The organism is Bradyrhizobium sp. th-b2 (genome assembly GCF_000426785.1).
In the GTDB taxonomy this organism is placed as follows: Bacteria; Pseudomonadota; Alphaproteobacteria; order Rhizobiales; family Xanthobacteraceae; genus Bradyrhizobium; species Bradyrhizobium septentrionale.
The window spans coordinates 66,016-81,035 of the sequence record NZ_AUGA01000024.1; the positions used below are offsets into that span (position 1 = coordinate 66,016).

Here is a 15,020-nt window from a genome sequence, read left to right on the forward strand (position 1 = left end):
GGCTCAACGGCTGCCGTCATCGCGCAATGGCTAATGGAAATCGCGTGACGGCGGCAGGATGCGGACGTTGCGGGGGTGGCGGATCTTTTGCGGCGTGTTGTCGCCGTGATCGCGGCGGTCGTCGTTCAGCGGCTCGATCAATGCGGGTCCCGCCGGCACCGGATGCTTGCGACTAAGGGATTCATTGGCGAGGCCGATCAGATCGTGGGAGCGGTCGGTCATGCGCTGCGCCACCAGATGCGTGACGCCCTCGGGGCTGCTTTGGATATAGCCCTCGACCAGGATCAGGCGCGCGCCCATCACTTCCTTGCGATACTGCTCCATCACCTTCGGCCACACCACGATGTTGGCGATGCCACTCTCGTCCTCCAGCGTCATGAACACGACGCCCTTGGCGCTGCCCGGCCGCTGCCGCACCAGGACGACGCCGGCACAGCTGACGCGGCGCCGGTCGTTGCTTTGGTTGATGGCGTGGCAGGCGACCACGCGCTCCCTGGTGAACATCTCGCGCAAGAATTCCATCGGATGGCCCTTCAGCGACAGGCGGATGGTCTGGTAGTCGGCGACCACCTGCTCCGGGCGCGGCATCTCCGGCAGCGGTTTTGCGCCCTCATCCGGCTGCTCGCGCGCGGTGGCGGCCTCGAACAGCGGCAGCGGCACGTCGTCGGGCAGCCGCCGCACTGCCCACAGCGCCTCGCGGCGGTCGAGCCCGAGCGAGCGGAACGCATCGGCGTCGGCGAGCAGGATCAGCGCGCGCTTGGGCAGAGCGGTGTCGCGGGCAAAATCTTCCAGCGACGTGAAGGGCCGGCGGTTGCGCGCGGCGACGATGCGGTCGGCCCAGTCTTTCTCCCCGTCCAAGGCCGCGCAGGAGGTGGGCGGGTTCCCTCCCCCCTTGTGGGGGAGAGAGCCCATCCATTCGTGCCTCCCTGACTCATGCACGTTTACGCTTTGCGCACTCCGCAGCGACTGCTGGGCCTTCAACCTCTCCTCATCCTCATCGAGCCAATGAAACCCGTCGATCTGGCGGAAGCCGAGCCGCACCGCGCAATAGTCCCCGTCGCGCTCCTCCAGCGTGTTCTGCGCAAAGCTGAAGGAGACATCGACCTCGCGCACCGTGACGCCGTTCTTGCGGGCGTCGCCGACGATCTGCGCCGGGGCATAGAAGCCCATCGGCTGCGAGTTGAGCAGGCCGCAGCAGAACGCATCGGGATGATGGTGTTTCAGCCATGACGAGATGTAGACCAGCTGGGCGAAACTCGCGGCATGGCTTTCCGGGAAGCCGTAACTGCCAAAGCCCTTGATCTGGTCGAAGCAGCTGCGGGCGAAGTCCGGATCGTAGCCGCGCGCCACCATGTTGCCGACCAGCTTCTCCTCATAGCTGCCGATGGTGCCGAGGTTGCGGAAGGTCGCCATCGAGCGGCGCAGGCCGTTGGCCTCCTCGGAGGTGAACTTTGCCGCCTCGATCGCGATCCGCATCGCCTGCTCCTGGAACAGCGGCACGCCGAGCGTCTTGTGCAGCACATTGTAAAGCTCGTTCTTGTCGCCCTGGTCCGGCGCCGGCGATGGATAGGTCACCCGCTCCTGCTTGTTTCTCCGCCGCAAATAAGGATGCACCATGTCTCCCTGGATCGGACCGGGGCGCACGATCGCGACCTCGATGACGAGGTCGTAGAAGGTCCGCGGCCTCAGGCGCGGCAGCATGTTCATCTGGGCGCGGCTCTCGACCTGGAACACGCCGAGCGACTCGCCGCAACACAGCATGTCGTAGACCCTCTTGTCGTCCTGCGGGACCGAGGCGAGCTCCCAGCGCTTGCCCTTGTGGTCATCGATCAGGTCGAAACATTTGCGGATACAGGTCAGCATGCCCAGCGCCAGCACGTCGACCTTCATCATGTGAAGCGCGTCGACGTCGTCCTTGTCCCACTCGATGAAGGTGCGGTCGTCCATCGCGGCGTTGCCGATCGGCACATAGGTGTCGAGCCGGTCCTGGGTCAGCACATAGCCGCCGACATGCTGCGAGAGATGGCGCGGAAACTCGATCAGCTCGGTGGCGAGCTCGACCGCGAGGTTGATCATCGCATTTTTCGGGTCGAGCCCGGCCTGGCGCACCTGCATGTCGTTGAGGCCCTTGCCCCAGCTGCCCCAGACGGTGTCGGCGAGCGCCGCGGTGACGTCCTCGGTCAGCCCGAGCGCCTTGCCGACGTCACGGATCGCGCTGCGCGGACGATAATGGATGATGGTGGCGATGATGGCGGCGCGGTGCCGGCCGTAGCGGCGATAGACATATTGCATCACCTCCTCGCGCCGCGAATGCTCGAAATCGACGTCGATGTCGGGCGGCTCCAGCCGCTCCTTGGAGATGAAGCGCTCGAACAGCAGATCGACCTTGGTCGGATCGACCGAGGTGACGCCAAGCACGTAGCAGACCGCCGAATTCGCCGCCGAGCCCCGCCCCTGGCACAGGATGTTCTGGCTGCGCGCATAGTGCACGATGTCATGCACGGTGAGAAAGTAATGCGCGTATTTCAGCTCGGCGATCAGCGCGAGCTCCTTGTTCAGGGTGCTGCGGAGCTTTTCATCGATGTTGCCGCCGAAATATTTGTCGACGCCGGCCCAGGTCAGGTCCTCCAGATGCTGCTGCGCGGTCTTGCCCGGCGGCACCGGCTCGTCGGGATACTGGTATTTGAGCTGGTCGAGCGCGAAGGAGATGCGCGCAGCGAAGCGCATGGTTTCCGCGATCGCATCAGGGAGATCGCGAAACAGCCTGATCATTTCATGCGCCGGCTTGAGATGCCGCTCGGCATTGGCCTCGAGCCTGCGGCCAACAGCCTCGATCGTGGTCTTTTCGCGGATGCAGGTCAGCACGTCCTGCAGCGGGCGGCGCGCGGGATGGTGATAGAGCACCTCGTTGGTGGCGAGCAGCGGCACGCCGGCATCAGTGGCGAGACCATGCAGCCGCGCGAGGCGGCGCTTGTCGTCACCGCGATAGAGCAGGCTTGCGGCAAGCCAGACGCCATCGGCGCGGCTCACCTTTAATCGGCTGATAATATCGAGCGCTGTCGCTTCCTCGAAACGATGCGGCAGCGCCAGCACCAAGAGCTGGCCTTCGGCGAAATCGAGCAGATCGGACAGGGTGAGCCGGCAATCCCCCTTCTCGATGCGCTCGATGCCGCCACCGCGCTTGCCGCGGGTCAGCAACTGGCACAGCTGGCCATAGGCGGCGCGGTCGCGCGGATAGACCAGGATGTCGGGCGTGCCGTCGATGAAGACGATGCGGGCGCCGATCAAAAGTTTTGGCGGATGGGCGACCTTCTCGCTGTCGAGCTCCTTCCAGGCGCGCACCACGCCGGCCAGCGTGTTGTGATCGGCGAGCCCGATCACGGGGATACCGAGCTCGCTCGCCTGATGCACATAGGCGCGCGGATCGGAGCCGCCGCGCAGGAAGGAGAAATTGCTGGTGATGCCGATCTCGGCATAATCGGGCGTTGGCGTCGTCATGCGAACAGCCCGTGCACATACCAGTTGGCGGGCAGCGGCTTGCCTTGCTCGTCCCGCAGCTCGCTCTCATAGAGACCGTCGCGGAATATCCAGAAGCGCTGGCCCTCGGCGTCCTCGACGCGGAAGTAATCGCGGGTCAGCGACGCACCATCCTGCTTCCACCATTCCATCGCGATGCGTTCGGGGCCCTCGACCCGCACCACATCGTGCTGCGCGCGCCGCCAGGTGAATTGATGCGGCGGACCGTCGGGCACGGTCGCGAATGGCACCTTGATGGGTTCGGGCCGCTCGAACAGCCTTAAAGGTCGCAGCGGCGGCTCGCCGGCGGCGCGTTCCGGCCAGGCGGCGGCGCTGGCAGCAGTCAGATGATGCTGCGCCGGCAGCGCGAGCGCAGCGCGCTCCGGGATGTGGCTCTCCAGCGGCAGATGCACGACGACGCGCTTGCCCCCGATGCGGGCGGCGATGCGGTCGATCAGCGCCGAGATCTCGTCATTGTCGTGCACTGACGTGTCGAGATCGCGCTGCTGCTGCACCACGATCTCGGTGCGGCCGGCAGCAAGGCGAATGAGATCGAAGCCGAAGCCGGGATCGAGCGGATCATTGAGCGCATCGAGCCGCTCGCGGAACAGGCGGTCGATCATCTCGGTCCGCGTCACCGGACGCCCGGTCTCGACCATGATCGCGCGCACCGCGCCGTCGGTGCGGAAGAAGCTCGCCTCCAGCTGCCGGGCGCCCTTGCCCTGCTTGTCCATCGCCGCAACAAGCATCCTGGCGAGGCTTTGTAACGTCAGCGCGATCACGGTGTCGGTCGCGACCGGTTCGGGGAAACGCTTCTCGACGATGTAATCGGGCAGCGGCTTGCGCGGGCTGATCGGGGCATCGCCCTGCCCAAGCGCGTGGCTGAGCAGGGTCGTGAAGGCTGCGCCGAACCGCGCGGAAATCTCGTGCGGCGCGCGTGAGGCAACATCGCCGATGGTCTTCAAGCCGGCGCGGCGCAGGCCGGTGGTGATGGCAGGATCGGCGCCGAGCGCCGACACCGGCAGCGGGCCGACCGCCTCTGCTTCCGCGCCGCTGGCGACGATCTGCCCGGAAGTGTAACGCGTCAGCGTGCGCGCCGCGATCGAGGTGCCTGATATCGCAGCGCTGACGGCGAAGCCGCGCCGGCTCAGCGCATTGGTCACGATCTGCAGCAGCGCGCGCTCGCCGCCGAACAGATGCGCGCAGCCGGTGATGTCGAGGAACAGCCCGTAGGGCGGATCGAGCGCCACCAGCGGCGTGAAGCGGTCGCACCAGTCGGCGATGTCGTTCAGCGTCTTCAGATCGGCGGCGGGATCGGCGTCGTAGACCGTGAGCTCCGGACAGATCGCGCGCGCATTGGCGAGCGGCAGCCCGATCGACAGCCCGGCGCGCACCGCCGCCTCGTCGATGGCATGCAGCAGGATGGCGTTGTGGTCCTTTGCGACGACGACGCTGGGGAGGCAGTTGCTTACTTCATTCGTAAGGGACGCATGAGCGGACGGGTTCCCTCCCCCCTTGCGGGGGAGAGTTAGGGAGAGGGGTAAGCCGCATACGCCGGCATCCGTGGTACCCCTCTCTCCAACTCTCCCCCGCAAGTGGGGAGAGAGCCCTGCCATCTCCTGTGTGGAAACTTCCTTCCGACGAAGAGTGGGACTCGTGGAAACACCCCCACCCCAACCCTCCCCCGCAAGCGGGAGAGGGAGCCCTGCCACCTGCCGAATGTCCCGAGCATCAGCTTGCGAGGCGATGTCCTGCGCGAGCTTGCGCTTGATGCGGTCGATGGGCAGGCGTGGCAGCCACAGGCTGAGGATACGCCGACGGTTCACTGAATTGGCACTCATCACATTTCCATTCCATGATCCATCGCCCGACCGGGCCATGACGATTGCGCACGAGTTCGGCGTCGAAGCGCGGCGCGCCCCAGACGCTTGCGGCATTGCCGGGCGGCGAATGCGCCGCGCGCACGATCCAGCGCGTCTCCGCGGTCGAGGGGATCGCCGTTGCCGCGATCCGCAGCACCAGCGCGGTGACGCCGGAGGCTTGCGCGGCCAGGGTCAATTTGCGGCTGGCGACGAGGTCGAGCTGGCGCGCATGGCCCCAGATCTCGAGCACGACGGCGCCGAGCGCATCGCAGGCGAGCGCATCAGCCGCCGTGCGCAAGCCGTTGTCGACATCGGCGGCGCGCACCGTAACGAGCAGGCGCGGATCGAGACCGAGCTCGGCGAGCCCGCGCATCGACAGCGCGCCGTTTTCGCGATCGGAAAAATCCTGCCGCACCCAGACCAGCGGCTTGCGCGCTGAGAGCCGTCCGGCAAGCCCCGCGATGAAGCCGGTCGCCGCCCCGCTTTGATGGCCGGCGGCGAACACCTCGTGCAACGTTGCCGCCGCAAGCCCGCCGCGCAGCATGGCGTCCGCGCTGGCGTGACCGAGCGCGATGCGGTTCGGCATCGCCGCCTCCGATGGCGCCTCGATGCGCGCGATGCTGCCGCGCAGAGACGCAAGCGTACCCGTGCGTGCGCCGTTCATATGCGCCGCTCCTTCAACTTGAAAATTTGAGGCCGTCACTGCCTGAACAACGAACCAGAGACTGGCTCAATTGTTCATGGTATGTTCTAATATAAAGCTAACAGGGCCGGCGGAGTCAATCGGATTGGTGAGTTTCGTGATTCACCAGTAGAATCAATGAGATTCAGTAGCGTCCAACCCGAACGTTAGCCGGTTCGCCCGCAGCCTCGGGCGCGCCGGCCCGGAAAATGGCGGCGTGACGGAAACGGAGCAATCGCATGCGTATCATCGTGCTCGACAACGACACCGATTTCGAAGGCTGGCGCAAGGCCGCGCGGCGATTGGCGCTGAATGATGTGAAGCCGTCGGATGTCACGTGGACGGTACGCAGCGACGACGAACTGTTGTCGGCATCCTGCGTGAATGAATTGCCCGACACGCCGCAGACGCAGTTCAACGTCACAGCGAAATTCGTCGAGCTGGCAAGGACCGCGATCCTGCATCGCAATGACGAGCGCATCGCCCTGCTCTATCGCCTGCTGTGGCGGCTGCGCAGCCATCACGATCTGCTCAGCGCGACTGATGATCCTGATGTCGCCGAGGTCCACGCGATGGCGCGCGCGGTCTATCGCGATATCGACAGGATGCACGCGCATCTGCGCTTCCGCGAGATCGGCCGCGAGCAGAAGGCGCATTACGTCGCCTGGTTCGAGCCGGAGCATCGCATCGTCGAGCATGCCGCACCGTTCTTCGCCGGCCGCTTCGCCGACATGCCGTGGTCGATCCTGACCCCCGACCTCTGCGCACATTGGGACGGGCACGCGATCTCGATCACGCCGGGCGTCGCCAAATCCGAGGTGCCGAGCGAGGACCGGCTCGAGGAGGCCTGGCGGCGGCATGACAACGGCCGCTTCAATCCCGCGCGGCTGAAAGTGATGGAGATCCCGCAAGCCTATTGGAGGAACCTGCCCGAGGACTCGATCATTAAACCTCTGATCGAAGACGCCATGCGCATGACCAGCGGCCCCTTCATCGCCCGCAAGGCGGCCGCGCCGCAGCAGCGGCAGGATACGCCGATGCCCCGCAAGCAAACTCGCGACGCGCATACCCAAGACAAGCAAACTCAAGACGAGCAAACTCACGACGCGATCGCAGCCTTGCGCGACGAGGCCGCCGCTTGCCGCGCCTGCCCGCTATGGAAGGACGCGACGCAAACCGTGTTCGGCGAAGGACCGCAAGGCGCGACGCTGATGCTGGTCGGCGAACAGCCCGGCGACAAGGAAGATCTCGCCGGCCATCCTTTCGTCGGTCCCGCCGGGCAGATGCTCGATCGCGCGCTTGAGGAAGCCGGCATCGCGCGCGCCAAGGTCTACATCACCAATGCGGTGAAACACTTCAAGTTCGTGCCGCGCGGCAAGATCCGCCTGCACCAGAAGCCGGGCACGCCGGAAATCCGCGCCTGCCGGCAGTGGTATGAGCGCGAGCTCGCCGCCATCAAGCCGGAACTGGTGGTGGCGCTCGGCGCCACGGCCGCGCAGAGCGTGCTCGGCAAGATCACACCTATCCACAGGAACCGCGGCCAGCTGATCGAGCATGACGGAACCAGGGTGCTGGTCACCGTACACCCGTCCTATCTATTGCGGCTGCCCGACGAGAAAGCCAAGGCGCTGGAATATCAACGCTTTATCGACGATCTGAAAATCGCCGCAAATCAGCTGCGCAATTCAGCCCACGCGGCTTGAGTTCCGGGGGAACTGCAGGATCACACTTCAACGTGAAATTGTTCAAAACGCTGATAAATCCCTACAACCTTGAATTGATCCGTGATACCCTCACGTGTCTACGGGCATCGGGCGTCATGTTCACGCCATGACGTACCCTGAGGCGGGCGCGCTGCGCGGTTTGCTAGCCCCGATCGTGCGGCGCGCCACCTCATCCTCACTCCCGAAACAGCCGTCCTGGACCGACGATGCGCACGAATGATCGTGCGATATCCACCGCGCGCGCCAGTCCCGTCGTGTCCGTATTCGCGGGACTGTTCAAACGATTTCAAAGAGAAGCAGCAAGATTCAGCGCATGACGCATGGCGCGGATTCAAGCACCTGCTTGCGCTGCGCAAAACAACGTTGAGCTTGTCATCTAACCTTCAACTCCATCAGTCAAAAATGCCCCTCCAACTACGAGGGGCGTCAAAATGACCGACATTACACTCAATTCATCGCTGGCCGATGGAGCGCCGATACAGCCGGCGTCGCGGCCCAATCTCGACAAGGGTTTTAACCCGCTCACGATGATCATCTTCTTCGGCATCCTTGCCGCGGGACTTTTGTACGTTGCCTACAGCATCTATTCGGACGTCGACGCCACCGGCACCAGGGTCACCTCCTACCTGCCCTACTTGCTGCTGCTGGTCGCGCTGTTGATCGCGCTCGGCTTCGAGTTCGTGAATGGCTTCCACGACACCGCCAATGCGGTGGCCACCGTGATCTACACCCACTCGCTGCCGGCGGAAGCTGCGGTGATGTGGTCCGGCCTGTTCAACTTCCTCGGCGTCTTGACCTCGACCGGCGCGGTGGCGTTCGGCATCGTCTCGCTGCTGCCGGTGGAATTGATCCTGCAGGTTGGCTCCGGCGCCGGCTTTGCCATGGTGTTCGCGCTGTTGATCGCCGCGATCCTGTGGAATCTCGGCACCTGGTATTTCGGCCTGCCCGCCTCCTCCTCGCACACGCTGATCGGCTCGATCATCGGCGTCGGCGTCGCCAACGCGCTGTTGCGCGGCCGTGACGGCACCTCGGGCGTGGATTGGGGCAAGGCCACCGAGATCGGCTACGCGCTTCTGCTGTCGCCGCTGGTCGGCTTTATCTGCGCCGCCGGGCTGCTGCTGCTGCTGAAGATGATCATCAGGAACCCGGCGCTCTACGCCGCGCCGGAAGGCAACAAGGCGCCCCCGCTCTGGATCCGCGGCCTGCTGATCCTGACCTGCACCGGCGTTAGCTTCGCCCACGGCTCCAACGACGGCCAGAAGGGCATGGGCCTGATCATGCTGATCCTGATCGGCACCGTGCCGACCGCCTACGCGCTGAACCGCGCGCTGCCGGAGAGCCAGGTGGCCCAGTTCCAGAAGACCTCGGAGGCCGCCTCCAAGGTGGTCGCGGCCAAGGGCGCCGGCCACAGCATCATCGGCGATCCCCGCCCGGCGGTGACCCAATACGTCTCGTCGCACCACATCAGCGAAGGCACCTATCCCTCGCTGTCGGTGCTGGTGAAGGACGTCGGCGACCAGGTGCAGAAGTACGGTTCGCTGAACAAGGTGCCGGCGGAAGTCGTCGGCAACACCCGTAACGACATGTACCTGACCTCGGAGGCGATCCGCTTCCTGATGAAGGACAAGGAAAACGACCTCAGCAAGGAAGAGGTCGCGACCCTGAACGCCTACAAGGCCTCGCTCGACAGCGCCACCAAATTCATCCCAACCTGGGTGAAGGTTGCGGTCGCGATCGCGCTCGGCCTCGGCACCATGATCGGCTGGAAGCGCATCGTCATCACGGTCGGCGAGAAGATCGGCAAGACCCATCTCACCTACGCACAGGGTGCATCGGCCGAACTCGTTGCCGCCGCCACCATCGGCGCCGCCGACATGTTCGGCCTGCCGGTCTCGACCACACACGTGCTGTCGTCAGGCGTCGCCGGCGCGATGGCGGCCAACGGCTCCGGCCTCCAGGTCGCCACCATCAGAAACATGGTGATGGCCTGGGTGCTGACGCTCCCCGCCGCGATCCTGCTGTCGGGCTGCCTCTACGTGATCTTCTCGCGGGTGTTCTGACCCGCGAGAGCCGCGGCGGCTCTGGCAAGACACGCAAGAAACACGCAAGGCCCGCGCCGCCAGCGCGGGCCTTGCTGCGTGATGGAGGACGTTTCGCGACGGCCGTCTTCAAAGACTGCGGCTCAGGCAGCACAAGCCCGGGCGTCCTCGGCGAGCAGGCCGCGCGCCCATTTGTGCAGGCCGGATTTGGCCGTCCTGGCGCTCCAGTACATGTCGATCGAGATCGGCACGCGGAACTGCAGCGCAGCGACATGCAGGCCGCCGCGCATCGCCCGCGCCAGATGATGCGGGGTGGTCGCGACCAGCTTTGTGCCGGCGATGATGCGCTCCAGGCTGTCATGGTTCGGAAGGCTGACCAACGGCTCGATCTCGATCTGCTTCGCCTTCAGTGCCTCGAGATAAAGCGGCTGCCACTCGCCGCTGTGGGTGATGAAGACATGCTCGGCCTTCGCATAGGCCGACAGCGCGATCCGGCCGCGCGCCAGCGGATTGGCCGGATCCATCACGCAGACATAGTGATCGGTGAGGATGTGGCGCCTAAAGAAGCTCTCGCCGACGATCCCGACCGGGCCGAGCACGATGTCGCACTGGTTCTGCTTGAGATGGACGTCGCCGTGGCCGGCGGCGTCGAGCAGGACAAGACGAACGAGCGGCGCGCCGGCCCGCAGCCGCGCGCTGAATTGCGGGATCAAGGTTTGGCGTTCGTGGTAGTTGCAGGAGATCGTCACGCTCCCCTCGGCCGTCGCCGGATCGAATTCCGCCGGTGCGGCGAGCCCGTCGATCTCGCCGATCATGTCCCGCGCCGAGCCGACCAGTGCCGCGCAGCGCTCCGTGGCGGTCACGCCGTTGCCGTTGCGGACGAACAGCGGGTCACGGAGCGCGCCACGCAGCCGCTCGATCGCGTAACTGATCGTGGACTGGTTGACGTCGAGCCGCTTGGCTGCCGCAGAGAACGACTGCAAATCGTACACCAGCACCAGCGTCCGCAAGGTCCCGATGTCGATCGGATCGATCGAGGAATTGGCCACCACGCTGCACCTCCCGTATTGCTGGCGGCCAAGCCTATCACGAGGTCATGCAAGATTTCGATTGGCCTGATCGACCCCATCGAATTGAGCGATTGCGCACCCGACGCTAGCCTTGGCGAAGAGGCGTTCCCGGGAAGACCAATGACCAGCACCGTGCCTGTCGTCACCGACATCGCGTATCAGGACCTGCTCGACGACCCCTACCCGGTCTTCCGCCGCCTGCGCGAGATGGCGCCGGCGGTCTTCGTCGAATCCGCCCGCCTGACGCTGGTGACGCGCTTCGATGACATCACGCGGATCGAGCGTGACCCCGCGACCTACTCGGCCGACAATCCCGCCTCGCTGGTCAACAGAGTGATGGGGCCGACCTTCATGCGCAAGGACGGTGCCGAGCACGCGATCGGCCGCAAGGCGATCGAGCCCTCGTTTCGTCCTGCCACCATCAAGGAGTATTGGGCGCCCAAATTCACCGCAATCGCGGAGACACTGATCGGCGACCTCTCCGCGGCCGACGAGGCCGATCTGTTCGCCGCGCTTGCGGCGCCGATGGCCTCGCTCAGCCTGCTGGCGATGATCGGCTTTCGCGAGATGCCGTGGCAGATCCTGGCCGAGTGGTCGCAGGCGCTGATCGACGGCGCGGGCAATTATGCCGCAGATGCCGAGATCGAGCGCAAGGCGATGCAGGCGAGCGCCGATGTCGATACCGCGATCGACGCGGCGCTCGAACTTCACCGCAGCAATCCAAATCCCTCGATCCTGTCCTCGATGGTCAATGCCGATCCGCAGATGCCGATCGAAGCCATCCGCGCCAACATCAAGGTGATCATCGGCGGCGGACTGAACGAGCCGCGCGACGCGATCCTGACCCTCGTGCTCGGCCTGCTGGAAAATCCCGTGCAGAAGGACAGCGTGCTGGCGAAGCCGGAGCTATGGCCGTCAGCGCTCGAGGAGGCGGTGCGCTGGATCTCGCCGATCGGCATGTATCCGCGCCGCGTCACCCGCAGCGTCGATCTCTCCGGCGCCGCGCTGCCCGAGGGCCTTCAGATCGGCCTCTGCGTCGGCGCAGCGAACCGCGACGGCAGCCGCTTCGCCGATCCCGATCGTTTCGACGTGACGCGGCCAAAGCAATCGCATCTGGCGTTCGGCGCCGGACCGCATTTCTGCGCCGGCACCTGGGTGTCGCGGCTCACCGTCGGCAAGATCGTGGCGCCGATGCTGTTCGAACGCCTGCGCAATCTGCGCCTCCGCGAGGAGGCTCCGCCGGTTGTCCGCGGCTGGGTGTTCCGCGGTCCGGTGTCGTTGCCAGTGCGGTGGGATTCGTGACGAACGCGTCTGCGTCAGCGTAGCGCTGCGAACGCGCTCTTGCGGTCGCCTCAACTCCCGATGCTGCCGACCAGACGAGGGCGGCGGTGGTTTGCGAGCCCCTTCTCGGCCGCCAGGGCGCGCAGCCACTGGCGGAAGCTGATGACCTCGGGACAATCCGCGGTGCCTTCGGGCGCAATCAGCCAATCACCCAAACCGGATCCCTCATTGACCCGGTCGCAGCGATAGCCCGGATGGTGGCCAAGACCGCGGGCTATCAGCAGGTCGACCTTGCCCTCGACCAACTCGTGCAAGCCGGCGGGCTGCAGCACCCGCAAACCGATTTCCGCATGCGCGCTGCGAAACTCCGCCAGTTCGAGGCGACGCAGGTCGAAGCTGCCATGGACCCCCAACTGCAGCAGCACTGCACCTGCCGGTTTCATTTGCGAGGTCGCTTCCGCAATGCGACGGAAACCATCGGATATCCCGGGCAGGTAGGCCTGGCCGGCCGCCGTCAGGATGAGTTGCTTATGCAGCCGCTCGAACAGGTGCACGCCGAGGCGCGCCTCCAGCGCTTTCACCTGCTGCCCCACGGCGGCGGGCGTCACGTGCAGCTCGTGCGCGGCCAGCTTGAAGCTGAGATGCCGCGCGGCGGCTTCGAATGCGCGGAGCGCGTTGAGTGGTGGAAGGGCGTAGGTCATCGCACTGCAGTTTGACACCGATGGGCCGTGACCTTGCAATAGATTTTCTTGTGCTGGACCGAAGGAAACATGGTTTGCGCCGGCTTGGTGGCCGCAGCTACGGTTGGGTTGCAGCATTTGCGGAGATCCCATGCCTCACCGCCTCGATCATCTGGTTATCTGTGTCCACGATTTGGCGCAGGCCGCGCTGGACTGGCAGACGCTCGGCTTCAACCTGACGCCAACTGGTGTCCATCCCTTCGGAACCAGCAACCGCCTGGCGATGTTCGGGAACAATTTTCTGGAATTGCTGGCCGTCACCAATGTCGCAGCGATACCACCGGCCGAGAGCGGCCACTTCAACTTTGCCGCACATCAGCAGGATTTTCTCAGGAACGCTGAAGGGATGTCGATGCTGGCCTTGCACAGCACCGACGCACACGCCGACGCAGCACGCTTCCGCGCGATGCGCATCGGCGCTTATGCACCATTCGATTTCGGCCGTGACGCGGTGCTGCCGGGCGGCGGCACTGCCCGTGTCGCATTCTCACTGGCCTTTGCCACCGATGCCGCGATGCCCGGGATCGCCTTCTTTACCTGCCAGCAACGCCATCCGCCAGAACTGTTCTGGAAGGCGGAATACCAGCACCATCCCAACGGCGCCTTGCGCGTGATCGAGGTCGTCATGTCGGCGCCGGAGCCTGAGCAACATCGCGCGTTCCTCGAAAGCCTGACGGAGAGTGCGGCCGAGCACGCGCCCGGACAACTGACGGTCGGCGAGAGGGGCAATCGGATCACCGTGCTCGGTCCGTCTGAGATCGCGCGCCGGCTACCTGACGTCGTCGCCGATGGCTCGCCGCGCTTTTGCGCGGCGCGCGTGGCGGTCACCGATCTGGATGCGACCAGGCGGCTCTTGAAGAATAACGGCGTCGCGTTCCAGCTGATCGACAATGCGTTACTGATTGCACCCGCCGCGTCGCATGGCCTGGCTCTGGAATTCGTCGAACATGAGGAAATCTGACATGGCTCATCTCGTCCGTCACAATCCCGCTGCCGTCCACGCTCCCTCCAGCGGTTACAGCATGGGGCTGGAAGTTGGCCAGCACCGCCGGCTGCTGTTCATCAGCGGCCAGGTGCCGGAGAATTCCGACGGCAGCGTGCCCGAAGGGTTCGAGGCGCAATGCGAGCAGTCCTGGCGCAATGTCATCGAAGTGCTCACCTCCGCCGGCCTCGGCGTCGAGCATTTGGTCAAGATCAACACGTTCCTGACTGACAAGAGCCAGCTGGTCCCCAACCGCGCCATTCGCCGCAAGATGCTCGATGGAAACGAACCCGCATCGACGGTCATGATCGCCGAAACCGTCGACGGCAAATGGTTGCTGGAGATCGAGGCGATCGCTGCCGAGTGAAGCGCGGATGCCGAGGGTTTGATGAGAGAGGATGTCCAATGCCTGAGATCATCCATCCGTTTTACGAGTCGCATCGCGGTGCAATGGAGGTCGCCATGCGCCATCGCCTCGACCTTGCGGAGGCGATGTTGCGCGAGCGCGCGCATCTATCCGGAATTGCCGGGATCAGGCAGGAGGTGATGGACGAATTCGAAATCGTGCTCACCCAAATGCCTTATGTCGGAGGCGCCGCAAGTCGCATGAGCGATTTCTTCATGCGTCTGATCGGATTCATGGCTATCAGCCGCGTGCTTCGGCGACACGGCGTGTCGCTCTCGGTGATCGGCGAAATCGAGCGAGAAACCTACAAGGCGCAACTGCTCACGGTGCCCGAAGCAGAACGTCTCGCCTCGGGGCGTCAATTCATGTCATCTGAGAATCAGGCTTTGCTGCGCGAGCAGGCGACACAAAGCGCAACAAAAAGCCATCAGAAGGAATTTCCGGAAGATTTCGTCTACGATTTCGTCGAGCCGGGCCCGGGTGACAGCTTCGAATTCGGCATCGACTACAAGGCTTGCGGCTTTTGCAAATTCGCGGCTCGCCATGGCGATAAAGACATCCTGCCGAACATTTGCGGGCTTGATTTCGACGCCTATGCAACCCGAGGCATCCACCTGCAAAGGACCCAAACGCTGGCTAGCGGCGCGAGCCACTGCAATTTCCGATTCTCGCGGCTCCCGACGGACTAGAACCGCACACGTGTGCGCTTCGCATCCAC

11 protein-coding genes are annotated in these 15,020 nt (G+C 64.7%); 6 read left to right on the forward strand and 5 right to left on the reverse strand.

The window, feature by feature from the left end; genetic code table 11:
- Positions 1 to 30: 30 nt before the first annotated feature.
- The 3 genes from K359_RS0126980 to K359_RS0126990 all read right to left on the reverse strand — a co-directional run bounded on the left by K359_RS0126980 (position 31) and on the right by K359_RS0126990 (position 6,042).
- Positions 31 to 3,498, reverse strand: coding sequence for an error-prone DNA polymerase (locus tag K359_RS0126980; protein WP_029082106.1), 3,468 nt, complete (start codon positions 3,496 to 3,498; stop codon positions 31 to 33).
- Positions 3,495 to 5,111 (reverse strand): DNA polymerase Y family protein, encoded by a 1,617-nt coding sequence (locus K359_RS0126985; RefSeq protein WP_371261189.1) that lies wholly within the window; start codon positions 5,109 to 5,111, stop codon positions 3,495 to 3,497. The genes K359_RS0126980 and K359_RS0126985 overlap by 4 nt, the downstream gene beginning before the upstream one ends.
- Before the next feature lie 136 nt (positions 5,112 to 5,247).
- Positions 5,248 to 6,042, reverse strand: coding sequence for an ImuA family protein (locus K359_RS0126990; protein WP_029082108.1), 795 nt, complete (start codon positions 6,040 to 6,042; stop codon positions 5,248 to 5,250).
- A 257-nt stretch (positions 6,043 to 6,299) separates the two neighbouring features.
- Here K359_RS0126990 and K359_RS0126995 point away from each other — a divergent pair, with 257 nt between their 5' ends.
- Together K359_RS0126995 and K359_RS0127000 are read left to right on the forward strand one after the other, a co-directional pair.
- Positions 6,300 to 7,763 (forward strand): UdgX family uracil-DNA binding protein, encoded by a 1,464-nt coding sequence (locus K359_RS0126995; RefSeq protein WP_029082109.1) that lies wholly within the window; start codon positions 6,300 to 6,302, stop codon positions 7,761 to 7,763.
- Positions 7,764 to 8,215: 452 nt separating this feature from the next.
- A complete protein-coding gene (locus K359_RS0127000) occupies positions 8,216 to 9,844 on the forward strand; it encodes an inorganic phosphate transporter (RefSeq protein ID WP_029082110.1) in 1,629 nt (542 codons plus the stop codon).
- A 122-nt stretch (positions 9,845 to 9,966) separates the two neighbouring features.
- On the opposite strand, the gene K359_RS0127005 is transcribed toward K359_RS0127000, so the two are convergent.
- Positions 9,967 to 10,875, reverse strand: a complete 909-nt coding sequence (locus K359_RS0127005; protein ID WP_029082111.1) for a LysR family transcriptional regulator — start codon at positions 10,873 to 10,875, stop codon at positions 9,967 to 9,969.
- 138 nt (positions 10,876 to 11,013) lie between these two features.
- On the opposite strand from K359_RS0127005, the gene K359_RS0127010 reads away from it, so the two are divergent.
- Positions 11,014 to 12,195 carry a cytochrome P450 gene (locus K359_RS0127010; RefSeq protein ID WP_029082112.1) on the forward strand — a complete coding sequence of 394 codons (1,182 nt, stop codon included), beginning with the start codon at positions 11,014 to 11,016 and terminating at the stop codon, positions 12,193 to 12,195.
- Between the two features lie 50 nt (positions 12,196 to 12,245).
- Here the strand turns inward: K359_RS0127010 and K359_RS0127015 are convergent, their stop codons facing one another.
- On the reverse strand, positions 12,246 to 12,875 hold the full coding sequence (locus tag K359_RS0127015) for a LysR family transcriptional regulator (RefSeq protein WP_029082113.1): 630 nt from the start codon (positions 12,873 to 12,875) through the stop codon (positions 12,246 to 12,248).
- A gap of 130 nt (positions 12,876 to 13,005) precedes the next feature.
- Between K359_RS0127015 and K359_RS0127020 the strand changes: the two genes are divergently transcribed.
- Genes K359_RS0127020 through K359_RS0127030 form a run of 3 tightly spaced genes read left to right on the forward strand, consistent with a single transcriptional unit; the run spans position 13,006 to position 14,991 of the window.
- Positions 13,006 to 13,875: a VOC family protein gene (locus K359_RS0127020; RefSeq protein WP_029082114.1), complete on the forward strand. Its 870-nt coding sequence runs from the start codon at positions 13,006 to 13,008 to the stop codon at positions 13,873 to 13,875.
- Position 13,876: 1 nt separating this feature from the next.
- A complete protein-coding gene (locus K359_RS0127025; protein WP_029082115.1) occupies positions 13,877 to 14,263 on the forward strand; it encodes a RidA family protein in 387 nt (128 codons plus the stop codon).
- 38 nt (positions 14,264 to 14,301) lie between these two features.
- Positions 14,302 to 14,991 carry an L-2-amino-thiazoline-4-carboxylic acid hydrolase gene (locus tag K359_RS0127030; RefSeq protein WP_029082116.1) on the forward strand — a complete coding sequence of 230 codons (690 nt, stop codon included), beginning with the start codon at positions 14,302 to 14,304 and terminating at the stop codon, positions 14,989 to 14,991.
- Positions 14,992 to 15,020: the final 29 nt, after the last annotated feature.

Excerpts from the sequence above, each read along its gene's own strand:
- K359_RS0126980 (WP_029082106.1), bottom strand. The coding sequence starts at position 3,498 with ATGACGACGCCAACGCCCGATTATGCCGAGATCGGCATCACCAGCAAT.
- K359_RS0126990 (WP_029082108.1), bottom strand. The coding sequence starts at position 6,042 with ATGAACGGCGCACGCACGGGTACGCTTGCGTCTCTGCGCGGCAGCATC.
- K359_RS0126995 (WP_029082109.1), top strand. The coding sequence starts at position 6,300 with ATGCGTATCATCGTGCTCGACAACGACACCGATTTCGAAGGCTGGCGC.
- K359_RS0127000 (WP_029082110.1), top strand. The coding sequence starts at position 8,216 with ATGACCGACATTACACTCAATTCATCGCTGGCCGATGGAGCGCCGATA.
- K359_RS0127010 (WP_029082112.1), top strand. The coding sequence starts at position 11,014 with ATGACCAGCACCGTGCCTGTCGTCACCGACATCGCGTATCAGGACCTG.
- K359_RS0127015 (WP_029082113.1), bottom strand. The coding sequence starts at position 12,875 with ATGACCTACGCCCTTCCACCACTCAACGCGCTCCGCGCATTCGAAGCC.
- K359_RS0127020 (WP_029082114.1), top strand. The coding sequence starts at position 13,006 with ATGCCTCACCGCCTCGATCATCTGGTTATCTGTGTCCACGATTTGGCG.
- K359_RS0127025 (WP_029082115.1), top strand. The coding sequence starts at position 13,877 with ATGGCTCATCTCGTCCGTCACAATCCCGCTGCCGTCCACGCTCCCTCC.
- K359_RS0127030 (WP_029082116.1), top strand. The coding sequence starts at position 14,302 with ATGCCTGAGATCATCCATCCGTTTTACGAGTCGCATCGCGGTGCAATG.